Below are 23,132 nucleotides of genomic sequence, written 5' to 3'. Positions count from 1 at the left end.
TGAAGATCGACGCGCCACGGGCGTCGGTCCACCACTTCCGGGCCGCCATACACATCATGAGGAAAGTACGCAAATCGCCCAACCCGAAAGTGAGGGGCCATGGCCCGGAACCAGGTCGTGAAGCTGTGGACCGCGATCGTCACCGCCTTCCTCGCGCTGTGCACGGCGCTCGGACTCGTCACCACGACGGCCGCCGTGGCCGTGGCGCAGAGCGAGACCGGCGGCAGCAGCACGAGCGCCGCAGCACACCACGTGACGATGCCCACGCCGTCCGGCTCCTGGTACTGGTCCTGCGTCCGCGACCTGCCCCCCACGATGAAGCAGCGCATCCGGGCCGAGGCCCACGGCAAGTCCCCCAACTGCCGCCACCGCCCCGCCGACGACTCGGAGGCGACCACGGACCCGGCCCTGGAGGCGGCCACCGACGCCGTCCTGTCCGAGCCGGCCGCCGCTCCCCTTCAGCGCTGAGCCCTTCTCCGCACCTCCGACGCACCTGACGTAACGGCGAACTTGCGTACCCGACGTCCGCGCGCACGACCCCTGGCCCCGACGGGCCGGGGGTCTTCGCGTTCCGGTGCGGTCGTAGCCTGGCGCCATGACCCGGCGCATCATCATCGTCACCGCGGTGCACGCCCCGTCGGCCGAGTTCCTGGGGGACGCGTACAAGTCGTTGTGCGCGCAGGAGCTGCCCGCCGGGTGGGCGTGGCAGTGGGTGATCCAGGAGGACGGGACGACGGATCGCGTACGTCCGTACGTCCCCGACGACGAGCGGGTGACCTTCCGGCAGGGCCGGCCCGGTGGGCCCGGTGTCGCCCGCACGATCGCGCTCGCCGGCACGGACGGCCCGTACGTGAAGGTCCTGGACGCCGACGACCGGCTGACGGAGGGGGCGCTGGCGCGCGACCTGGCCGTCCTCGAGGCCGATCGGGGCATCGGCTGGACGACCTCACGGGTGCTCGACCTCCTGCCGGACGGCTCCACCGTCGGGTTTCCGGGCGACCCCGACGAGGGTCCGATCGAGCGCGGCACCGTCCTCGGCTCCTGGCGGACGAACGATTTCCTCGCCCCGGTGCATCCCGCGACCCTCTTCGTCCGACGGGACCTGCTGCTGGCGCTCGGCGGCTGGATGGCGCTGCCGGCCTCCGAGGACACCGGGCTGCTGCTGGCGCTGAACGCCGTGAGCCGGGGCTGGTTCACGCGCGAGGTGGGGCTGCTCTACCGGAAGTGGGAGGGCCAGGTCACCGGCCAGGCGGCGCACACGGCCACGGCCGAACGGGAGGCCAGGATGGCGGTGGTCGAGGAGCGCGCCCGCGCACTCGCCGCCCTGGGCTGGCGCTACCCGGCCTGACCGCAGCGCCCTGACATCACCCGGCCCGACCGCCCTCCGCGCCGCTCGCCGAGGCCAGCCACTGCGCGACCCTGCGCACGGTCGTCTCGTCCAGGCTCTCGACCAGTGCCTCCACGGCCGCCAGGTCGTCCGGTGCGAGGTCGTAGAGGCCCGCCTTGGTGAGGCCCGCGACGAGCACCTGTCGCCGGCGGCCGTTCATGCGCTCGGTGTGCGTGCTCGCCTCCTCGGGGGCGGCGGCAGCCTGGGGCGCGGCCACGACAGAGGGTGCGGCGGAGACGTCGTATCGCTCCCAGGCGCCCTCCTTCGGGCCCCACAGGCCGACCGTGAAATCGCCGCCACGCGCGCGTACCGTGCTCGCCATCTCGCCGAGCGCGTACTGCACCGGCGAGCGGTGGGGCGACTCCGCGCACACCCGCCAGGAGGCCGAGGACGGCTCGTGGACCATCGCGACCCAGCGCGGGTCCCCTTGCGGCTGCGGACTCTGGGGACGCGTCTCCACAGGAATCACCCCTTACGGAAGCGGCTTGGCAAGGGGACGATAACTGACGGCCCGTCAGATAACCAGGGCGCTCCCGGCCACACCCCTGTTCTCTTCGAGCCCGCCGTGCCACCCTGCCCCCCGGCCGTGGACGAGGAGGCGGGGATGAGCGGACCCGATGAGGTGGGCACGGACGTCGATACGACCGCTTCGGCGCAGGCGCTGCGGAGAACGCACGGCACGCGCGCGCGTAGTGCGTACGACCGTGCCGTGGCCGCCTGCCGGCACGCCGGTGTCGACGAGTCGTCCGCCGAGCCCGTGCCGACCGGCCCCGTGGGCCGGGCCGCGCAGGCGCTACGGCTGTCCGCGCGTTCGATCGACGCCCTCGGCACCGGCTCCCCCGACCCGGCCGCGGACGCCCGCTGTGCCCGCAACGCCGCCGCGACGGCCGCCCTGGCCGCCCAGCTGGCCCGGTCGCAGAACGGCGGCGCGGGCTCCCAGGAGGCGTTGCGCGCCGCCCTCACCGCCTCCCAGGCCGCGGCGGCGGCCGCCGCGGGCACGGCGGCGGGCAAGGACACCTCATTGAACACCGCCGCGGACGAGGCGGAGGCACACGCGGTCGAAGCCGCTCGCGAGGCGGGCTGGATGTAGACCGGCGAAGGACCGCGTCGTTCGGCTCCGGTCCCTCCCCTCGTGGGGACCGGCGCCGAACGCTGCGGCAGCCTCCCTCCGCGCCTTGGAGGCGGGGAGGGAGGGGGGCCCGATCCGTGGTTCGGCGTGGAAGCTGTCCCGATGGGACGTTCCCCACGGATCGCTACGGCTCAGACGATGAGACCGTCGCCGCCGTCCCGCGCCTCGCACCGAAGCTGACCGAGAACGTACGGCGTCATGAGCTGTCTCCCCGAGCGCTGAGCCGATGGCCTGCATGGACGAAGCGTGATGGGTTGGCTACTGGGTCGGGATCCTGCCAGTTCGGACCGCTCCCGAGGAGATTCCGGTCCCCCTCCGGACCCTTAACCCGCAGGTCAGCCGTATAAGGTGAGTTTTCCGGTCCGGATGTTCCAACGCGGGGGAAGTAAGGGGTGGAGGCCTTGAGTTCCGACTCAGGGGCACGCACGGCCTTCGCGGAGCGCCTCGCGTTGCTTTACAGGGAGGCCGGCAACCCTCCCCTCACGCGCGTGGCCGAAGCGGTCGTACAGCTGCAGCGGGTGGACGAGCGGGGGCGGCCGGTACGGGTCTCCGCGCAGCGGATCAGCGACTGGCGGCGGGCGAAGAACGTGCCCGCGCAGTTCGCCGCGCTCGCCGCGGTGCTGCACATCCTCATCCCCCAGGCCCGGCGCGCACGGCCCGTGGCGGTGTCCACCGGGCTGTACGACCTGGGGCACTGGCAGCGGCTGTGGGAGCGCGCGGTGGCCGACCCGGTCGGCGACCCCAAGGTGGCGGAGGAGATCCCGCCGGCCGAGAGCCCGGCCGCGGCCGGCGTGTGCCCGTACCGCGGGCTGGCCTCCTACCGACAGGAGGACGCCCGCTGGTTCTTCGGCCGGGAGCGCAGCACGGACGCCCTCGTCGCGCAGTTGCGCGCGGCGGAGAAGACGGGCGGCCTGGTGATGCTCGTGGGCGCCTCCGGAGCCGGAAAGTCCTCGCTCCTGAACGCCGGCCTGGTGACCGCCCTGCGCGACGGCGCCCTGAGCGACGGGGACGCCCCGGCGGCCGAGGTGCTTCAGTTCGTGCCGGGCGCCGATCCGCTGGCGGAGCTGACCGGACGTATCCCCGCACTGGCCGACGCCGTCTCCGCCGGCGAGCCCGGGAGCCCGGAGTTCGCGCAGGCCGTCCGGGACACCGTCACCGCGTGGGCGCAGCGGGACGGCAACGGCGCCGCGCGGCCGGTCCTCATCGTGGACCAGTTCGAGGAGGCCTTCACTCTCTGCGCCGACGAGACGAGCAGGCATACGTTCGTCCAGGCCCTGCACGCCGCCTGCTCGCCGACCGGACCGGGATCCCTCGCCCCGGTGCTGGTGGTACTGGGCATCCGCGCCGACTTCTACGAGCAGTGCCTGGGCTATCCCGAGCTGGCCGACGCGCTCCAGCACCGGCATATGGTGCTCGGCCCGCTGACCACGGCGGAGCTGCGCGAGGCGGTGACCGGTCCCGCCAAGGCCGTGGGGCTCGAACTGGAGCCGGGGCTGGCCGAGCTGATCGTCCGCGAGGTGAGCGCCGACGGGCCGCGCGGGGCGCACGACGCCGGCGCGCTGCCGCTGCTGTCGCACGCCCTGCTCGCCACCTGGCAGCGGCGCAAGGGGGTACGGCTGACGCTGGCCGGCTACCGGGCGGCGGGCGGCATCCAGGGCGCGGTGGCGGCGACCGCGGAGCGGGCCTGGTCCGACCTCGACCCGGCGGCACGGACGGCCGCCCGGCTGCTGTTGCTGCGCCTGGTGCGCCTCGGCGAGGACACCCAGGCCACCCGCCGGCGCGGGACCCGGCGCCAGCTGGCCCAGGAGTCGGCGGACCCGGGCAAGACCGAGGAGTCCCTGGAGGCGCTGGTCCGCGCCCGGCTCGTGACGCTGGACGCGGAGACCGTGGAGATCACCCACGAGGCGCTGCTGCACGCCTGGCCGCGGCTGCGCGACTGGATCGACGAGGACCGCGGCGACCATCTGCTGCGCCAGCGCCTGGAGGAGGACGGCCGGGCCTGGGAGAGCTCGGGGCGCGACTCCTCGCTGCTCTACCGCGGCTCCCGGCTGGGGCAGGCCCACGCCTGGGCGAAGTCCGCCGGCGACACCTTCCTGACCCGCAGCGCGGTGGAGTTCCTGGCCGCCTCGGTCCGGCTGCGCCGCCGGATGGTCTGGATCGGCCGGAGCGCGGTGGCGGCCCTGGTGGCGCTCGCCGTGCTCGCCGGCGGGGCCGCGGTGGTGGCGTGGCAGCAGCGGGACGACGCCGTGTTCGAACAGGTGCTCGCGGAGGCGGACCGGGTGCAGTACACCGACCCGTCGCTGTCCGCCCAGCTCGACCTCGTCGCCCACGGGCTGCGCAAGGGCGACGCGGGCACCGACAACCGGCTGATATCGATCGTCAACGCCCCGCTGGCCACCCCGCTCTCCGGCCACAAGGGCGCCGTCTACCTGACCACGTTCAGCCCGGACGGCCACCTCCTGGCGACCGCCAGCGCAGACCGGACCGTGCGCCTGTGGGACGTGCGGGACCGCACCCGCCCGAAGGCGCTGGGCAAACCGCTGACCGGGCACACCAGTTGGGTCAGCAGCGCGGTCTTCAGCCCCGACGGCAAGACCCTCGCCAGCGCCTCCGACGACGGCACGGTCCGGCTGTGGGACGTGAGCGACCCGAGCCGTCCCAAGTCCCTGGGCGCCCCCCTGGACGGCCACGACGGCACCATCTACCTGATCGCCTTCGGCCCCGACGGCCACACCCTCGCCACGGCGAACGAGGACCACACCGTCCGCCTCTGGGACATGCGGGACCTCACCCACCCGAAGTCGCTGTCCACCCTGACCGGCCACACCGCGGCCGTGCGCTCCCTCGCCTACAGCCCGGACGGCAGGACCCTCGCCGCGGGCGGCGACGACAACACGGTCATGCTGTGGAACATCGCCGACCCGGGCAACCCGAAGCGGACCGGCCCGACCCTGACCGGGCACTCGGCCACGGTGCACTCCGTGGCCTTCAGCCCGGACGGAAAGACGCTGGCCAGCGGCAGCGCGGACGACACCGTACGGCTGTGGAACGTGGCCGACCCGGCCACCGCCGGGCCCATCGGCTCCCCGCTGACCGGCCACACCGGCCTGGTCTGGTCGGTCGCCTTCAGCCCCGACGGCCGGACGCTCGCAGCGGCCAGCGCCGACAGCACGGCGAGCCTGTGGAACGTCGGCGACCCCGCCTACCCCTCCCAGATCGGCGAACCGCTCGCGGGCGGCAGCGGCGAGATGTACGCCCTCGGCTTCAGCCCCGACGGCAGAACCCTCGCGACCGGCAGCGGCGACAGCAAGGTCCGCCTGTGGTCGCTGCCGACCGGGGACATGATCGGCGGGCGCGGAACCTTCCGCCCGGACGGCAAGGTGCTGGCCACGGCCGCGAGCGACGGACGCCTCCGCCTGCGGGACGTACGCGACGCCGCCCGGCCGGTGCTGCTCGGCAAGCCGTTCATGGCCGCGGGCAACGGCGACCCGTCCCCCACCTTCTCGCCCGACGGCAGGACCCTCGCCGTCCTGACCGGCCAGCGCACGGTGACCCTGTGGAACGTCACCGACCCGGCCCACCCGGTCCCCGCCGGACCGGACATCATCCTCAAGACCCGCTTCATGGGCCCCGAGGCGATCACCTACAGCCCCGACGGCCGCATCCTCGCCACCGCCTACGAGGACCGCACGATCCGGCTCTGGGACGTCTCCGACCCGGCCCACGCGAAGCCCTTCGGCAAGCCCCTCACCGGCCCCGGCGGCTTCGTCGACTCCCTCGTCTTCACCCCGGACGGCCACACCCTCGCCGCCGGCAGCGAGGAGGGCGCGATCCGTCGCTGGGACGTCACCACCCCGGCCGACGCGAAGCCCATCGGCAAGCCCCTCACCGGCCACCAGGGCCCGGTCAACGCCCTCGCCTTCACGCCGGACGGCCACACCCTGGCCAGCGGCAGCGACGACGACACGGTCCGCCTGTGGGACCTGACCGACCCGGCGAAGGCGAGCCCCCTGGGCTCGCCGCTCACCGGCCACTCCGAGGCGGTCGTCTCCCTGACGTTCAGCCGCAACGGCCGCACCCTGGCCAGCGGCGGCAACGACAACACCGTCCGCCTGTGGAACGTCGCCGACCCCTCCGACGCGGCCCCCATCGGCCAGTCGATGAGCCCCAACGCCAGGACCGGCCACTTCCTCGCCTTCAGCCCCACCAGCCACCTCCTCGGCGTCTCCAGCGGCTCCGACACGGTCCGCCTCTGGAACCTCGACGTCGACGCGGCCATCACCCGCATCTGCTCGACCACGCGGGGCGTCCTGACGCCGGGCAAGTGGCACGAATACCTGCCCAGACTCTCGTACGACCCCCCGTGCGAAAGCGACTGACCGCCGGAGCCCGGTGATCCGGATCACAACTCCAGGACCCGCCCGAACAGTTGGCTCCCGCCGAGCAACCGACCTTGTTACCCTTGGCCATAGCCCGACCGCTGGTGCATCCCCCGTCGCCAGCGGTCGGGCGTTCTCATATCCCCGCGCAGACAATGCAAAAGACCCCCGATCCAAATGGACCGGGGGTCTTTTCGCTGGTGGGGCTAACAGGATTTGAACCTGTGGCCTCATCCTTATCAGGGATGCGCTCTAACCAACTGAGCTATAGCCCCGCCGCGCTCTGCGGTGTGTGTCCCGCGCGCTGACTCCTGAAGATTAGCGCACGACGTGGGCAGTCCCAAAATCGGTAATCCGGAGCTGATCGGCGACGTCCGTCACTCGTCCTCGGCGAGCGTCAGCTCGATGCCTCCGACGAAGCCGGCGGACAGGTTGTAGATGAACGCGCCGAGGGTCGCCAGGGCCGTCGCGAGGACGACGTCGATGACCGCGATGACCGCCGCGAACGTCAGGACGTGCGGGAGGGACAGGAAGGACTGCAGGTCGAAGCCGTTGGACTCGTTCGAGCCGGTCGCCTCGGAGATGGTGCCGCCGACCGAGGAGAAGACGCCCATCGCGTCCATGACCATCCACAGCACGGCGGAGGCGACGACCGTGCAGATGCCCAGCGCGATGGAGAGCAGGAAGCTGACCTTCATCACCGACCACGGATCGGCCTTGGCCACCCGCAGCCGCGCCTTGCGGATCCGGGGCGTGGTGCGGGCACCGGTGCGCGGCCTGCGGACCGCTCCGGTGGGCGCGGCCGCCGGGGCCTGGCTCGGGTAGGCCTGCGGCGGGTGGTACGGCCCGGCCGGCTGCTGCGGCTGCCGCTCACCGGGGAGCGGGGAGGCCGTCTGCTGCTGCGGTGGCGCGGGCTGCGCCGGTGGCTGCGGCGGCGCGCCCGCGGCGGCCGGGCCGGCCGCCTGCTGGGTCTGCGCGCCTCGGGTGTCCGTCACGGTTCCCCCCGGTGATCCCTGCTGGGATCCCTGCTTGTCGGATCCCTGCTTGCCGGATCCCTGCCGGTCGGCCGAGGACGGACTGGTCGGGTCCGCCTCGACCTTGCGAAGTTGGGTCGTGTGCGGGTCCGCCGCACGCGCGGCGGAGCCACGGCCGCCGCCGTCCGTCTCCGTACCCGGGGAGGACCCGGTGGAGGTACCGGCCGGTCCGGCGCCCGTGGCTCCGCTCACGATGACTCACTCCTCGTGCTACTCGGCCGAGGGCGCCTCACCCTCGTCCGTGCCGGTGGTCGCGGCACCCTCGGCGGTCTCGTCCACGGCCACATCGCCGTCGACCTCCTCCGCCTCGCGTCCCGCCTCGGCGTTACGTGCGATACCGACGACGGCATCGCGCTTGCCCAGGTTGATCAGTTGGACGCCCATGGTGTCACGGCCCGTCTCCCTGACCTCGCTGACTCGCGTACGAATCACACCGCCCGACAGCGAGATGGCGAGGATCTCGTCGCTCTCCTCGACCACCAGCGCGCCGACCAGCGAACCGCGGTCCTCCACGATCTTGGCGGCCTTGATACCCAGGCCGCCGCGGCCCTGGACGCGGTACTCGTCGACGGCGGTCCGCTTCGCGTACCCGCCGTCTGTGGCAGTGAACACGAACGTACCGGGTCGAACAACATTCATCGACAGAAGTTCATCGCCCTCGCGGAAACTCATGCCCTTGACACCGGAGGTGGCCCGGCCCATGGGGCGCAGTGCCTCGTCCGTGGCGGTGAACCTGATCGACTGTGCCTTCTTGCTGATCAGAAGCAGATCGTCCTCGGCCGAAACGAGCTCGGCTCCGATCAGTTCGTCATCGGAACCGTCCTCCGTCTCCCGGAGGTTGATGGCGATCACGCCTCCGGCACGCGGCGAATCGTAATCCTTCAGAGGCGTCTTCTTGACCAGACCGCCCTTGGTGGCCAGGACCAAGTACGGCGCCGCCTCGTAGTCGCGGATCGCGAGGATCTCGGCGATCGCCTCGTCCGGCTGGAAGGCCAGCAGGTTGGCGACGTGCTGACCGCGCGCGTCCCGGCCGGCGTCCGGCAGCTCGTACGCCTTCGCCCGGTACACCCGGCCCTTGTTGGTGAAGAACAGCAGCCAGTGGTGCGTGGTCGACACGAAGAAGTGGTCGACGATGTCGTCTTCCTTGAGCTTCGTGCCGCGTACGCCCTTGCCGCCGCGCTTCTGCGCGCGGTAGTCGACGGTCTTGGTGCGCTTGACGTAACCGCTGCGCGAGACCGTGACGACGATGTCCTCCTCGGCGATCAGGTCCTCGATGGACATGTCACCGTCGAAGGGCACCAGCATCGTCTTGCGGTCGTCGCCGTACTTCTCGACGATCGCGGTCAGTTCCTCGCTGACGATGCCGCGCTGGCGAACCGGGGAGGCCAGGATCGCGTTGTACTCGGTGATCTTCGCCTGGAGTTCGTCGTGCTCCTGGATGATCTTCTGGCGCTCCAGGGCGGCTAGGCGCCGCAGCTGCATCTCGAGGATCGCGTTGGCCTGGATCTCGTCGATCTCCAGGAGCTGCATCAGGCCCGTGCGCGCGATGTCGACGGTCTCACTGGCCCGGATCAGGGCGATGACCTCGTCGATCGCGTCCAGCGCCTTGAGCAGACCGCGCAGGATGTGCGCCCGCTCCTCGGCCTTGCGCAGCCTGAAGCGCGTACGGCGGACGATGACCTCGATCTGGTGCGTCACCCAGTGGCGGATGAACGCGTCCAGGGAGAGCGTGCGCGGCACCCCGTCGACCAGCGCCAGCATGTTGGCGCCGAAGTTCGACTGGAGGTCCGTGTGCTTGTAGAGGTTGTTCAGTACGACCTTGGCGACCGCGTCCCGCTTGAGCACGATGACGAGGCGCTGGCCGGTACGGGAGCTGGTCTCGTCCCGGACGTCCGCGATGCCGCCGACCTTGCCGTCCTTCACCAGGTCGGCGATCTTCTGCGCGAGGTTGTCGGGGTTGGTCTGGTACGGCAGCTCCGTGACCACCAGGCACTGGCGGTTCTGGATCTCCTCGACCTCGACGACCGCCCGCATGGTGATCGAGCCGCGGCCCGTGCGGTACGCCTCCTCGATGCCCTTGCGGCCCACGACCAGCGCGCCGGTCGGGAAGTCGGGGCCCTTGATGCGCTCGATCAGCGCGTCCAGGAGCTCCTCGTGCGAGGCCTCCGGGTTGTCCAGGTACCACAACGCACCGGCCGCGACCTCCCGCAGGTTGTGCGGCGGGATGTTGGTGGCCATGCCGACCGCGATGCCGGCCGAGCCGTTGATCAGCAGGTTCGGGAAGCGGGCCGGCAGGACGGTCGGCTCCTGGGAGCGGCCGTCGTAGTTGTCCGTGAAGTCGACGGTCTCCTCGTCGATGTCGCGGACCATCTCCATCGACAGCGGCGCCATCTTGCACTCGGTGTAGCGCATGGCGGCCGCCGGGTCGTTGCCCGGGGAGCCGAAGTTGCCGTTGGAGTCGACGAGCGGCATCCGCATCGACCACGGCTGTGCGAGGCGCACCAGCGCGTCGTAGATCGAACTGTCGCCGTGCGGGTGGTAGTTGCCCATGACGTCGCCGACCACGCGCGCGCACTTGTAGAAGCCGCGCTCGGGGCGGTAGCCGCCGTCGTACATCGCGTACAGGACGCGGCGGTGGACGGGCTTGAGGCCGTCCCGGACGTCCGGCAGCGCGCGGGCCACGATGACGGACATCGCGTAGTCGAGGTACGAGCGCTGCATCTCGGTCTCGAGCCCGACGGGCTCGATCCGCATGACGACGTCGCCGCCCTCTTCAGGGGTGACAGGAGTGTTCTCGTCGGCCATTGCTGGTGAAGATCCTTCCTGGTGCGGTCAGCTGAGACCGACTCAGATGTCGAGGAAGCGGACGTCCTTGGCGTTGCGCTGGATGAACTGGCGCCGGGCCTCGACGTCCTCGCCCATGAGAACCGAGAACAGGTCGTCGGCCTGCGCGGCGTCGTCGAGGGTGACCTGGCCGAGGACGCGGTGCTCGACGTCCATGGTGGTCACGCGCAGCTCCTCGGCGTTCATCTCACCGAGACCCTTGAAGCGCTGGATCGAGTCCTCGCGCACCCGCTTGCCCCGCTGCCGGCCCATCTCGAGCAGCGCGTCGCGCTCGCGGTCCGAGTACGCGTACTCCACGTCGTCCCGGCCCCACTTGATCTTGTAGAGCGGGGGACGCGACAGGAACACGTGCCCGGCCTCGACCAGCGGCCGCATGAAGCGGAACAGGAAGGTCAGCAGCAGGGTGTTGATGTGCTGGCCGTCGACGTCGGCGTCCGCCATCAGGATGATCTTGTGATAGCGGAGCTTCTCGATGTCGAAGTCCTCGTGCACGCCCGTGCCGAAGGCGGAGATCAGCGCCTGGATCTCCTGGTTCTGCAGGATCTTGTCGATCCGCGCCTTCTCGACGTTGAGGATCTTGCCTCGGATCGGGAGGATCGCCTGGTACTGCGGGTTGCGGCCGGACTTGGCCGAGCCGCCGGCGGAGTCACCCTCGACGATGAAGATCTCGCACTTGGTGGGGTCGTTCGACTGGCAGTCGGAGAGCTTGCCCGGCAGCGAGGCGCTCTCGAGGAGGCCCTTGCGCCTGGTGAGGTCCCGCGCCTTGCGGGCCGCCACGCGCGCGGTGGCCGCCTGGATGCCCTTGCGGACGATGTCCGCGGCCTCGTTCGGGTTGCGGTCCAGCCAGTCGTTCAGGTGCTCGTAGACCGCCTTCTGCACGAAGGTCTTGGCCTCCGTGTTGCCCAGCTTGGTCTTGGTCTGGCCCTCGAACTGCGGCTCGCTCAGCTTCACCGAGATGATCGCCGTCAGACCCTCGCGGATGTCGTCACCCGTGAGGTTGTCGTCCTTCTCACGCAGCAGCTTCTTGTCGCGCGCGTACTTGTTGATCAGCGAGGTGAGCGCCGCCCGGAAGCCCTCCTCGTGCGTACCGCCCTCGTGCGTGTGGATGATGTTGGCGAACGAGTAGACGCCCTCGCTGTAGCCGCTGTTCCACTGCATCGCGACCTCGAGGGACAGGCTCTTGTCCTTGTCCTCGCCCTCCAGGTCGATGACGGTCGGGTGCACCACGTCTCCCTTGCGGGAGTTGAGGTACTTCACGAAGTCGACGATGCCGCCCTCGTAGTGGTACGTGACGGTCTTGACCTCGGCCTTCTCGTCGGCGCCGGCCTCGTCCGCCCCCGCGACCGCCATCGCGGACTCGCGCTCGTCGGTGAGTTTGATCGTCAAACCCTTGTTGAGGAACGCCATCTCCTGGAAACGCCGCGACAGCGTCTCGAAGGAGTACTCCGTGGTCTCGAAGATGTCGGCGTCGGCCCAGAAGGTGACCGACGTACCGGTCTCCTCGGTGGCCTCGTGCTGCACGAGCGGCGCCGTGGGGACGCCCATCTTGTAGTCCTGCGTCCAGCGGTGGCCGTCGGTCCTCACCTCGACGGCGACCTTCGACGACAGCGCGTTGACGACGGAGACGCCCACGCCGTGCAGACCGCCGGAGACCGCGTAGCCGCCACCGCCGAACTTGCCGCCCGCGTGCAGCACGGTCAGCACGACCTCGAGGGCCGGCTTGCCCTCGGACGGGACGATGCCGACCGGGATGCCACGGCCGTTGTCGACGACGCGCACGCCGCCGTCGGCCAGGATCGTCACGTCGATGGTGTCCGCGTGGCCGGCCAGCGCTTCGTCGACCGAGTTGTCGACGACCTCGTACACGAGGTGGTGAAGGCCGCGCTCACCGGTCGAGCCGATGTACATACCGGGGCGCTTGCGGACCGCGTCCAGGCCTTCGAGGACGGTGATGGCGCTGGCGTCGTACGAGGCGGTGACCTCGCCGTTCGACGAGGTCACCGCGTCGCTCTCGCCGGCGTCGGTGGACGGGATGTTCTCGTTGGGGTTGCCGGAATCGGCCACGAAGCGCCCTTTCTGGCACAGCACGAGCCGGGCTTCACGGCGGGTTGCCGGAGCGGCTGCGGCATGTTGCGTTGGTAAGCCTTGATCAGCGTTGCTCAGCTTGTCCCGGGCGGTCCCCACGAGTGGGGCGGGATTGGCTTCCAGTCTACCGGTAGCGCCGACAGTGATGGGGGTTTGCCGGTACCTGAGTCCGCATGTGGCGCCCTCAACCGGTCTCTCCCGACTCCCCATATGCGGAGCGGGGCTCCAAGAGGCTCACGGAGGCACTCAGCGCTTCGGGCTGTCAACCCTTGGCTACTTGGGAGTCAGGTCGCGATTCGCAACCGCGTGCAGTCGTACGACACGAAGGCCGCCGGCGGTTGTCCAAGACCGCCGACGGCCTGCAGATGTGAGGTCTGTCACCCGTACGTATCGCCGGGTCCGGTGGAGCCCGGGGCGCGCAGGGGACCGTAGCGGCGGGCGGGACCGGCGGGACCGTTCACCTTGATCATCCGTACCGCGCCGTGTCCGAGATCCTCGTTGAGCCGCGCCACCAGCGTGGGCGCCAGCAGCCGCAGATTCGTCGCCCAGGCCGTGGAGTCGCAGCGCACCACGAGCACCCGCTCGTCCTCGTCGTACTTCTCCGGCTCGCAGTGCTTGGCCACGTCCTCGCCGACGATCTGCGGCCAGCGCCCCATCACCCCGCCGACCGCCGCCGGCGTCTCCCAGCCCCGCTCGGTGATCAGCCGGTTGATCGCCGCACCGAAGGCCATGGGGTCGCGCCCGTCCGCGCCCGCGCCGGAGCGCAGACCCCCGCGCCGCGCCTGCTTCTTCTGCTGCGCCGCGTCCCCACGCGCGCGTGCCGCTTCCTTCGCCGCCCTGAGCGCCACGCGCGCGAGGTCGACTCCGGAGGGCTCGGGGGTGTCCTTCGGCTGCTCGCTCATACCCGCTCCACCGTCCCGCCGGACACGGAGTACCGCGTCCCCGCCAGTACATGCGGTACGTCGTCGTCGACCGCGGCCGTCACCAGCACCTGCTCGCCGGGCGCGACCAGCTCGGCCAGCCGCTCCCGCCGGCGCGTGTCCAGCTCGGCGAAGACGTCGTCCAGCACCAGCACCGGCTCGTTGCCCTCGGCCCGCAGCAGGTCGTAGGAGGCCAGCCGCAACGCCAGCGCGTACGACCAGGACTCCCCGTGCGAGGCGTACCCCTTGGCGGGCAACTGACCGAGTTTGAGCAGCAGATCGTCCCGATGCGGGCCCACAAGGGTCACACCCCGCTCGATCTCCTGCTTGCGGGCCTCCGCGAGCGCCGCCATCAGCTGCTCGTACAGATCCTCACGCGTGTGCGCCTCCCCGGGCGCCGACGGCTTGTAGTCGAGCGCGATCGGCCCACCGCCGGGCGCGAGTTGCTCGTACGCCTTGTCCGCAAGGGGCTGGATCGCGGCGATCAGGTCGAGCCGCTGGGCGAGCAACTCGGCACCCGCGCGCGCCAGATGCTGATCCCATACGTCGAGTGTGGACAGGTCCATCGAGCGGCCGCCGTGCCTGCGCGCGAGCGCGGCCGACTTCAGCAGGGTGTTGCGCTGCTTGAGGACGCGCTCGTAGTCGGAACGCACGCCGGCCATCCGCGGGGAGCGCGCGGTGATCAGCTCGTCGAGGAACCGCCGCCGCTCACCGGGGTCGCCCTTGACCAGGGCGAGGTCCTCGGGCGCGAACAGCACGGTGCGTACGATGCCCAGCACGTCACGGGGTCTGACCTGCGAGGACCTGTTGATGCGGGCGCGGTTGGACTTGCCGGGGTTCAGCTCCAGCTCGACCAGCTGCTGCCGCTCGCCCTGCTTGACCTGCGCCCGGATGATCGCGCGGTCGGCGCCCATGCGGACCAGGGGGGTGTCCGAGGCAACGCGATGGCTGCCGAGGGTGGCGAGATAGCCGACGGCCTCGACCAGGTTCGTCTTGCCCTGGCCGTTGGGGCCGACGAAGGCGGTGACGCCCGGGTCGAGCGGGACCTCGACCCGGGCGTACGAGCGGAAGTCGGCCAGCGACAGATGCGTGACGTGCATGGTCGGTCGCCGACCTCCCCCAAGTCGTGGGCCGTTCTCAACAGCCCTGTGGATTACTGCCTCAGCCCTGTGGCCTACTTCGTCTCGACCGCGTGGCCGCCGAACTGGTTGCGCAGCGCCGCGATCATCTTCATCTGCGGAGAGTCCTCCTGGCGCGACGCGAACCGCGCGAAGAGGGAGGCCGTGATCGCCGGGAGCGGCACGGCGTTGTCTATGGCGGCTTCCACGGTCCAGCGTCCCTCGCCGGAGTCCTGTGCGAAACCCTTCAGCCTGTCCAGGTGTTCGTCCTCGTCGAGGGCGTTCACCGCGAGGTCAAGGAGCCAGGAGCGGATCACGGTCCCCTCCTGCCAGGAGCGGAACACCTCCCGGACGTCGGTCACGGAGTCGACCTTCTCCAGGAGCTCCCAGCCCTCGGCGTACGCCTGCATCATCGCGTACTCGATGCCGTTGTGGACCATCTTCGCGAAGTGGCCGGCGCCGACCTTGCCCGCGTGCACCGCGCCGAGGTCGCCCTTGGGCTTGAGGGCGTCGAAGACCGGCCGCACCTTGGCGACGTTCTCCGCGTCGCCGCCGTACATCAGCGCGTAGCCGTTCTCCAGGCCCCAGACTCCGCCGGAGACACCGCAGTCGACGAAGCCGATGCCCTTGGCCGCCAGCTCCTCGGCGTGCCGCTCGTCGTCCGTCCAGCGGGAGTTGCCGCCGTCCACGACGACGTCGCCCGCCTCCAGGAGCTCGGCCAGCTCGTCGATCGTCGACTGGGTGGCGGCACCGGCCGGGACCATCACCCAGATCACGCGCGGTCCGCCGAGCTTGCCCACAAGCTCTTCCAGGCTGTGGACGTCGGCGAGGTCCGGGTTGCGGTCGTATCCGATCACGGTGTGGCCTGCGCGGCGGATCCGCTCGCGCATGTTGCCGCCCATCTTGCCGAGGCCGACGAGACCGAGCTCCATCAGTGGTTCCTTAGGTTGCTGTGTGGCGAGTGGGGCACTGTTCGCACCCATGTCCGAGCCTAAACCCGGACGCTCGCGCACACCTGTGGGCATACGCGCTCAAACGCACACCCCCACCTGCGGCTTTCCCCGGCGGATGTCCCCAGGGCCGGGGAGTTTCCTCCACGGCCTGTGGACAACTTCCGCTCGCTCAGCCGCTCAGGCGCACCGGCATGATCAGGTACTTGTAGGCCTCGTCCGCCTCGGCGTCCAGCGCCGGCTTGCCGCTGAGCAGCGCGGGCTTGGTGGACGTCGTGAAGGAGAGCTGGGCGACGGGGGAGTCGATGGCGCTCAGGCCGTCCAGCAGGAAGGTCGGGTTGAAGGCGATCGACACGTCGTCGCCCTCCAGATTGGCGTCGACCCGCTCCACAGCCTGTGCGTCGTCGCTGGAACCGGCCTCCAGGATCAGCACGCCCTGCTCGAAGCTCAGCCGCACCGGGGTGTTCCGCTCGGCGACCAGGGCCACACGCTTGACGGCCTCCACGAAGGGGGCGGTCTCGATCACGGCCACGGAGTTGAACTCCGTCGGGAACAGCGAGCGGTACTTCGGGAGGTCGCCCTCCAGCAGGCGGGTCGTCGTACGCCGCCCCGCACCCTCGAAACCGATCAGACCCTCGCCCGCACCCGAGCCGGAGAGCGCCAGGGTGACGCTGTCGCCGCTCGTGAGCGCCTTGGCGGTGTCCAGGAGCGTCTTGGCGGGCACCAGGGCCACCGCGGACGTCTCCGGGTTCTCCGGCTTCCACAGGAACTCACGGACCGCGAAGCGGTAGCGGTCGGTGGAGGCCAGCGTGACGGTGTCGCCCTCGATCTCGATGCGCACACCGGTCAGCACGGGCAGCGTGTCGTCACGGCCGGCCGCGATGGCCACCTGGGAGGCGGCGGAGGCGAAGACCTCACCGGGGACGGTGCCCGTGGCGGTCGGCATCTGCGGCAGCGCCGGGTACTCCTCCACAGGCAGGGTGTGGAGTGTGAACCGCGAGGAGCCGCAGACCACGGTCGCCCGTACACCGTCTGTGGAAATCTCCACCGGGCGGTTGGGCAGGGCACGGCAGATGTCGGCGAGCAGCCGGCCCGAGACGAGGACCGTGCCCTCCTCCTCGACCTCCGCCTCGACGCTCACCCGAGCGGAGACCTCGTAGTCGAAGCTGGAGAGGCTGAGAGCCCCGTCCTCGGCCTTCAGCAGAAGGCCGGCGAGGACAGGCGCCGGCGGACGGGCCGGGAGGCTGCGCGCCGCCCAGGCCACTGCCTCCGCGAGTACGTCGCGTTCCACCCGGATCTTCACTGTTGCCGCCTCCTGCTGTTGCCGGCGCTTCTCGGCCTGCCTGGCTTCGTCGTCTGTCTCGGTGTCGTCGGCCCCTGTGATGGGAAGGACACCGGGGAACAGTCTGACGCACGGCACTGACAGTAGGTGCCTCTCGGGGTCAAGTCGTGACGAGGGGCAGCCGGGAGCCGGACGGCGAGTTGTGCACAGGACCCCCTTCGAAACGGATTCCCAGCTCTCTCTAGTTGGTCTTAGTAGTAGGGGCTGTGGAAACCGTGGATAACCCCGTTTGCGCAGGTCAGGCTGGAGATTTTGTCCACGGACCCTGTGGGCGACACCGGTGGACAACTCAGGGGTTCTGTGGAGAACGGAAAGTTCTGCACACCCCGTGCACAGCCTGAGGCGACTTCTCCCCAGGACCGTCCCCAGCTTTACCCGTCTTTCCCACAGCCCAACCCGGCACCTTCGTGTGACGCCTTTCACTCGGGGCGGTGATCAGGCGCGTCGCGTTGCCGAACAGTGGACAGGGATGTGGAGAAGCTCTTGATCGCTGGGGACAACCGGGCCTCGCCTGTGGGTTGCCGGTGGACAACTTGATGCACAGCCTGTGGATCTTCGCTCTGTCCACAGTCTGTGGAGATCGTTCGTCCACGAATCCACAGGCACCTGACCTGCTCTGATGGCCCATCAACAGGCGGCCTGTGGATCGCGATCTGGACAACTTCGCAGTCCCCAGGATGTGGACGGCAGAAAGTCCCCGAATCTGTGGAGAGAGGCCGTAACCCGGCGGCTAATCGAACAGCCGGCTACGGCCGCATGACGAAGGGCGCCCTCGGGATCTCGTCCCCAGGGCGCCCTTCGGTGCCGAAACCGTCGTAACTTTGCTGCTGTCAGCCGTTCTTGATGCGGTTCGTCAGCTCGGTCACCTGGTTGTAGATGGAGCGCCGCTCGGCCATCAGATTGCGGATCTTGCGGTCCGCGTGCATGACGGTCGTGTGGTCGCGGCCGCCGAACAGCGCGCCGATCTTCGGCAGCGAGAGGTCCGTGAGCTCGCGGCACAGGTACATGGCGATCTGGCGGGCGGTGACGAGGGCGCGGCCGCGGGAGGTGCCGCAGAGGTCCTCGACGGTCAGGCCGAAGTAGTCGGCGGTCGCGCTCATGATGGCCGTCGACGTGATCTCGGGGGCCGAGTCCTCGCCGCCGGGGATCAGATCCTTGAGGACGATCTCCGTCAGGCCCAGGTCCACCGGCTGGCGGTTGAGCGAGGCGAAGGCCGTCACCCGGATCAGCGCGCCCTCCAGCTCGCGGATGTTGCGCGAGATCCGCGAGGCGATGAACTCCAGGACCTCCGGCGGGGCGTTGAGCTGCTCCTGCACCGCCTTCTTACGGAGGATCGCGATACGCGTCTCCAGCTCGGGCGGCTGGACGTCGGTGATCAGACCCCACTCGAAACGGTTCCGCAGCCGGTCCTCCAGCGTGACCAGCTGCTTGGGCGGCCGGTCGCTGGAGAGCACGATCTGCTTGTTCGCGTTGTGGAGCGTGTTGAAGGTGTGGAAGAACTCCTCCTGCGTCGACTCCTTGTCCGCGAGGAACTGGATGTCGTCGACGAGAAGGATGTCCATCTCGCGGTACCGCTTGCGGAAGCTGTCGCCCTTGCCGTCGCGGATGGAGTTGATGAACTCGTTGGTGAACTCCTCCGAGCTCACATATCGCACGCGCGTGCCCGGGTACAGGCTGCGCGCGTAGTGCCCGATCGCGTGCAGCAGGTGTGTCTTGCCGAGCCCGGACTCCCCGTAGATGAAGAGCGGGTTGTACGCCTTCGCGGGCGCCTCGGCGACGGCGACCGCGGCCGCGTGCGCGAAGCGGTTGGAGGCGCCGATGACGAAGGTGTCGAAGAGGTACTTCGGGTTCAGGCGCGCGGTGGGCTCACCGGGACCGGAGGCCGGCGCGGGCTTGGCCGCCAGTGGGCCGGGGGCGCCGCCGGTGGGCAGGTTGGAGCCGACGGGTCCGCCGCGGTGCACATGCCCCGAGCCGGGCTCGTGCGACTCCCGGCGGGCGTCGCGCTGCTCGTAGTCGGAGCGCCCCTGGTCGTAGTCCGACCGAGACTGCTCGTAGTCGCGGCGCGGGCCGTCGTAGGGCGGGCGCTCCATCGACTGCGGGCGGTAGTCCTGGGACGGCGGCGAGTACGAGTCCTGGACCGGGGGCTGGTACGAGTCCTGCGGCGGGCCGTAGGAGTCCTGGGAGGGCGAGGCGTAGGGGTCGCGCTCGGGGAAGCCGAGGCGCTGCTGCTGCCAGCTGTACTCGTCCTGGGACGGGCGCGGCCAGGCGCCGGGCTCGGGGCGCTGGTACGCGGGCCGGGCGGTCGGGAGCTGGTCCGTGCGCGGGGGCGGCAACTGGTCGCCGGGGCCGCCGGGGAGCTGCTCGCCGCGGCCGGGGCGCTGGTCGTCGGCGCGGTGGCGGCCGTAACCCTCGTACGGGCCCTGGTTCTCGTACGACCCCTGCCGCTGGTTCTCGTACTGGTCCTGGCGCTGGTTCTCGTACTGGCTCTGCCCGTCGTACTGGCCGGAGGGGAGCTCGGGCTCCTCGTAGCGCGACTGGGGGCGGGACGGTGGGGCCGGGGGTGCGGGGGGCTCGCCGGCGGAGTCGTCCACGGTGATCGCGATGCGGATCGGGCGGCCGCACTCGCGGCTCAGCGTCTCGCTGACGATGGGGGCGAGGCGGCCTTCGAGCACGCCCTTCGCAAACTCGTTCGGTACGGCGAGCAGGGCGGTGTCGGCGACCAGCGCGAGCGGCTGGCAGCGCCGGATCCAGTGCTCGTCCTTCGTCTCCACGCCTTGTCCGCGGCCCTCGCCGAGAAGTTGCTCCAGTACTCGTGGCCACACTGCGGCAAGATCGGCAGGTACGTCAGCCACAGGGCACGCTCTCTCACGGGTCCCACGAACGTGTGATGGTGGGACGGGTCGGGATTCGACTGGGGTGGAGCCATGAACAAGGGTTCAAGGGAAACGAATCGGAGTTCAGCCACGGTAGTCAGGGCGACGGGTGCGGTTCAAGTTGTTGTCCCCAGCCTGTGGATAGTGTCTCTCAGTGACCGCTGGTTTGACCGGATGGCGTAGCCCCGCGTACCGTGACCAGGTCGAGTTGTCGATGGCTGCTGCCGCCTGCCTCCGATGGGCACAGATCGCGTCAGGTGATCGGGAAGCGGTGCACTCGGGCGTAACGAGAGCTACTCGTGGGCGCACGGTGACAGCCAGGACGGCACCCGCAACCAACGATTTGATTTCTGGAGCCCCCGAGTGAGCAAGCGCACCTTCCAGCCGAACAACCGTCGTCGCGCGAAGACCCACGGCTTCCGCCTGCGGATGCGTACCCGTGCCGGCCGCGCGATTCTCGCGAACCGTCGTGCCAAGGGCCGCGCGAGCCTGTCCGCCTGATTCCGGTCAGGTCATGCCGTCGTGCTGCCCACCGAGAACCGGCTGAGGCGGCGCGAGGACTTCGCGACCGCAGTACGACGAGGGCGCCGGGCAGGTCGCCCGTCCCTCGTCGTCCATCTTCGTAGCGGTGCCACGGACCCGCACGCGCCTGGGGAGAGCGCTCCCCCGACGCGTGCGGGTTTCGTCGTGAGCAAAGCCGTGGGCGGAGCGGTCGTACGCAACAAGGTGAAGCGCAGACTGCGTCATCTGATGCGGGACCGGGTGGCCCTGTTGCCCCCCGGTAGCCTGGTAGTCGTACGAGCGCTGCCCGGAGCGGGCGACGCCGACCATGGACAACTGGCCCAAGACCTGGATGCCGCCATCGAGCGGCTGCTGGGAGGGGGCGCGCGATGAAGTACCCGCTGCTGGCGCTGATCAAGCTGTACCAGTGGACGATCAGTCCGCTGCTCGGGCCGGTGTGCAAGTACTACCCGTCGTGTTCCCACTACGGCTATACGGCCATCGACCGGCACGGCGCGATCAAGGGCACGGCGCTCACCGCCTGGCGCATCCTGCGGTGCAATCCGTGGTCGCTGGGCGGTGTGGACCATGTCCCGCCGCGCAAGCGCCCGCGGTGGCACGAAATGCTGCGTGACGCGTGGCGTGCACGCAAGGGCGGGTCCGCCGCCGCCGAACCGGCCCCCGAAGAGAATCCTGTTTCGAGCACCGAAGAGAATCCTCCTTCGAGCCCGGCCGCAGAGACCTCGTCCCATGCCCAAGGAGCATGATTAGTGGACACGATTGCCAGCCTCTTCAGCTTCATCACGACACCCGTCTCGTGGGTCATCGTCCAGTTCCACTCGATGTACGGGAAGATCTTCGGTCCCGACACGGGCTGGGCCTGGGGCCTGTCCATCGTGTCCCTGGTGATCCTGATCCGAATCTGCTTGATCCCGCTCTTCGTGAAGCAGATCAAGTCGACCCGGGCGATGCAGACGCTCCAGCCCGAGATGAAGAAGATCCAGGAGCGCTACAAGAACGACAAACAGCGTCAGTCCGAAGAGATGATGAAGCTGTACAAGGAGACGGGTACCAACCCGCTCTCCTCGTGCCTTCCCATCCTGGCGCAGTCGCCGTTCTTCTTCGCCCTGTACCACGTGCTCAACGGCATCGCGACGGGCTCCACGATCGGTGTCATCAACGACTCGCTGCTCGCCAGTGCCCGTAAGGCGCACATCTTCGGCGCGCCGCTGGCCGCGAAGTTCACCGACAGCTCGTCGAAGGTGGAGGCGCTCGGCGCTTCCCTGACCGACGTCCGTGTGGTCACCGCGATCATGATCGTCCTGATGTCGGCGTCGCAGTTCTACACGCAGCGCCAGCTGATGACGAAGAACGTCGACACCACGGTGAAGACGCCGTTCATGCAGCAGCAGAAGATGCTGATGTACGTCTTCCCGGTCATGTTCGCCGTCTTCGGCATCAACTTCCCGGTCGGTGTCCTCGTCTACTGGCTGACCACCAACGTGTGGACCATGGGCCAGCAGATGTACGTGATCCACAACAACCCGACCCCGGGTTCCAAGGCCCAGGCCGCCTACCTGGAGCGCCTGACCAAGCACGTCACGAACCACGGCAAGGCCCGTAAGCGCAGCGAGCGCACCATCATCAAGGCGATCGTCGCCAAGGGCCGGGACCGCAACGAGTTCGAGCGCAAGTTCATCAACGGTCTGAACAAGGCGGGCCTCGCGGCCCAGACCGACGGCAGCGTGGTGAAGGGCGACGGTGCCGTGGCCACGCAGACCGAGGACGGCACGCCGACGACCGGCACGCCCGCCGCCCCCAAGCGCCAGCAGCCCAAGCGTCAGACGAAGTCCCAGCGTCAGACCGGCACCGCCAAGCCGGCCGGTGAGCCCACCTCGCTGAGCAAGTCCGACGAGCCCGAGGACGCCAAGCCTGCCTCCGCCAGCAAGCCCGCTCAGCAGCCGGGCACCGGCACTCGCAGCAAGGCCCAGTCCGGGCAGCGCAAGGGCCCGCAGCGCCCCAAGTCCCCGTCCAAGAAGTAAGAAGGAGCCCATCCCGTGACGGAAGGCACCACCTCCGCCGCCGCCGAGGGTGCAGACACCCTTTCCCGCCTGGAGCAGGAGGGCGAGATCGCGGCGGACTACCTCGAGGGTCTGCTGGACATCGCCGATCTCGACGGCGACATCGACATGGACGTCGAGGCCGACCGCGCCGCTGTCTCGATCATCAGCGACTCGGGAGGCCGAGACCTGCAGAAGCTGGTCGGCCGCGACGGTGAGGTGCTGGAGGCGCTCCAGGAGCTCACGCGCCTGGCCGTGCACCGGGAGACCGGGGACCGCAGCCGGCTGATGCTGGACATCGCGGGCTACCGTGCCAAGAAGCGCGCCGAGCTCTCCGAGCTGGGTGCGAAGGCCGCCGCCGACGTCAAGAACACCGGCGAGCCCGTGAAGATGAAGCCGATGACGCCGTTCGAGCGCAAGGTCGTGCACGACGCGGTCAAGGCCGCGGGTCTGCGCAGCGAGTCCGAGGGCGAGGAGCCGCAGCGCTTCGTCGTCGTGCTTCCCGCCTGA

General features: G+C 69.9%; 18 protein-coding genes and 1 tRNA gene. 9 read left to right on the top strand and 10 right to left on the bottom strand.

Features of this window, described 5'->3' with window-relative positions:
* The first annotated feature begins 99 nt into the window (after positions 1–99).
* Together ACQEWB_RS24585 and ACQEWB_RS24580 are read left to right on the top strand one after the other, a co-directional pair.
* On the top strand, positions 100–468 hold the full coding sequence (locus tag ACQEWB_RS24585) for a DUF6344 domain-containing protein (protein WP_432834463.1): 369 nt from the start codon (positions 100–102) through the stop codon (positions 466–468).
* Between the two features lie 127 nt (positions 469–595).
* Positions 596–1,348, top strand: coding sequence for a glycosyltransferase family 2 protein (locus ACQEWB_RS24580; RefSeq protein WP_432834461.1), 753 nt, complete (start codon positions 596–598; stop codon positions 1,346–1,348).
* A gap of 16 nt (positions 1,349–1,364) precedes the next feature.
* On the opposite strand, the gene ACQEWB_RS24575 is transcribed toward ACQEWB_RS24580, so the two are convergent.
* Positions 1,365–1,847, bottom strand: coding sequence for a hypothetical protein (locus ACQEWB_RS24575; protein WP_432834459.1), 483 nt, complete (start codon positions 1,845–1,847; stop codon positions 1,365–1,367).
* 144 nt (positions 1,848–1,991) lie between these two features.
* Between ACQEWB_RS24575 and ACQEWB_RS24570 the strand changes: the two genes are divergently transcribed.
* Entirely contained in the window at positions 1,992–2,477 is a 486-nt protein-coding gene (locus tag ACQEWB_RS24570) for a hypothetical protein (protein ID WP_432834457.1), read from the top strand.
* A 431-nt stretch (positions 2,478–2,908) separates the two neighbouring features.
* Complete coding sequence (locus tag ACQEWB_RS24565; RefSeq protein ID WP_432834455.1) at positions 2,909–6,895, top strand: AAA family ATPase; 3,987 nt, start codon at positions 2,909–2,911, stop codon at positions 6,893–6,895.
* 198 nt (positions 6,896–7,093) lie between these two features.
* Here ACQEWB_RS24565 and ACQEWB_RS24560 read toward each other — a convergent pair.
* The 9 genes from ACQEWB_RS24560 to dnaA all read right to left on the bottom strand — a co-directional run bounded on the left by ACQEWB_RS24560 (position 7,094) and on the right by dnaA (position 20,040).
* Positions 7,094–7,170, bottom strand: a tRNA-Ile gene (locus ACQEWB_RS24560).
* A gap of 102 nt (positions 7,171–7,272) precedes the next feature.
* Positions 7,273–8,121: a DUF3566 domain-containing protein gene (locus ACQEWB_RS24555; RefSeq protein WP_432834453.1), complete on the bottom strand. Its 849-nt coding sequence runs from the start codon at positions 8,119–8,121 to the stop codon at positions 7,273–7,275.
* Between the two features lie 18 nt (positions 8,122–8,139).
* Complete coding sequence (gene gyrA / locus ACQEWB_RS24550; protein ID WP_432834451.1) at positions 8,140–10,734, bottom strand: DNA gyrase subunit A; 2,595 nt, start codon at positions 10,732–10,734, stop codon at positions 8,140–8,142.
* A 42-nt stretch (positions 10,735–10,776) separates the two neighbouring features.
* Positions 10,777–12,861: a DNA topoisomerase (ATP-hydrolyzing) subunit B gene (gene gyrB, locus ACQEWB_RS24545; RefSeq protein ID WP_432834449.1), complete on the bottom strand. Its 2,085-nt coding sequence runs from the start codon at positions 12,859–12,861 to the stop codon at positions 10,777–10,779.
* 374 nt (positions 12,862–13,235) lie between these two features.
* Positions 13,236–13,760, bottom strand: a complete 525-nt coding sequence (locus ACQEWB_RS24540) for a DUF721 domain-containing protein (RefSeq protein WP_432834447.1) — start codon at positions 13,758–13,760, stop codon at positions 13,236–13,238.
* On the bottom strand, positions 13,757–14,878 hold the full coding sequence (gene recF, locus ACQEWB_RS24535) for a DNA replication/repair protein RecF (protein WP_432834445.1): 1,122 nt from the start codon (positions 14,876–14,878) through the stop codon (positions 13,757–13,759). Before recF ends, ACQEWB_RS24540 begins: the two co-directional genes overlap by 4 nt.
* 74 nt (positions 14,879–14,952) lie before the next feature.
* Positions 14,953–15,828, bottom strand: a complete 876-nt coding sequence (gnd, locus tag ACQEWB_RS24530) for a phosphogluconate dehydrogenase (NAD(+)-dependent, decarboxylating) (RefSeq protein ID WP_432834443.1) — start codon at positions 15,826–15,828, stop codon at positions 14,953–14,955.
* A 190-nt stretch (positions 15,829–16,018) separates the two neighbouring features.
* Entirely contained in the window at positions 16,019–17,149 is a 1,131-nt protein-coding gene (dnaN, locus tag ACQEWB_RS24525; RefSeq protein WP_432834441.1) for a DNA polymerase III subunit beta, read from the bottom strand.
* A gap of 869 nt (positions 17,150–18,018) precedes the next feature.
* On the bottom strand, positions 18,019–20,040 hold the full coding sequence (gene dnaA, locus ACQEWB_RS24520; RefSeq protein WP_432834439.1) for a chromosomal replication initiator protein DnaA: 2,022 nt from the start codon (positions 20,038–20,040) through the stop codon (positions 18,019–18,021).
* Positions 20,041–20,424: 384 nt separating this feature from the next.
* Here dnaA and rpmH point away from each other — a divergent pair, with 384 nt between their 5' ends.
* Genes rpmH through ACQEWB_RS24495 form a run of 5 tightly spaced genes read left to right on the top strand, consistent with a single transcriptional unit; the run spans position 20,425 to position 23,132 of the window.
* The gene (gene rpmH, locus ACQEWB_RS24515; protein WP_015659252.1) at positions 20,425–20,562 is read left to right on the top strand and encodes a 50S ribosomal protein L34; all 138 of its coding nucleotides are present in this window, start codon (positions 20,425–20,427) and stop codon (positions 20,560–20,562) included.
* Between the two features lie 21 nt (positions 20,563–20,583).
* Entirely contained in the window at positions 20,584–20,955 is a 372-nt protein-coding gene (gene rnpA / locus ACQEWB_RS24510; RefSeq protein ID WP_242768410.1) for a ribonuclease P protein component, read from the top strand.
* Positions 20,952–21,329 carry a membrane protein insertion efficiency factor YidD gene (yidD, locus tag ACQEWB_RS24505; protein ID WP_432834436.1) on the top strand — a complete coding sequence of 126 codons (378 nt, stop codon included), beginning with the start codon at positions 20,952–20,954 and terminating at the stop codon, positions 21,327–21,329. The genes rnpA and yidD overlap by 4 nt, the downstream gene beginning before the upstream one ends.
* A gap of 3 nt (positions 21,330–21,332) precedes the next feature.
* Positions 21,333–22,604, top strand: a complete 1,272-nt coding sequence (gene yidC / locus ACQEWB_RS24500) for a membrane protein insertase YidC (RefSeq protein WP_432834434.1) — start codon at positions 21,333–21,335, stop codon at positions 22,602–22,604.
* Positions 22,605–22,619: 15 nt separating this feature from the next.
* Entirely contained in the window at positions 22,620–23,132 is a 513-nt protein-coding gene (locus ACQEWB_RS24495; RefSeq protein ID WP_432834432.1) for a protein jag, read from the top strand.

It is taken from the genome of Streptomyces sp. CA-249302, from assembly GCF_050936785.1.
In the GTDB taxonomy this organism is placed as follows: domain Bacteria; phylum Actinomycetota; class Actinomycetes; order Streptomycetales; family Streptomycetaceae; genus Streptomyces.
Note: the sequence above shows the minus strand (reverse complement) of the source record. Positions and strands in the feature narration are given on the sequence as shown.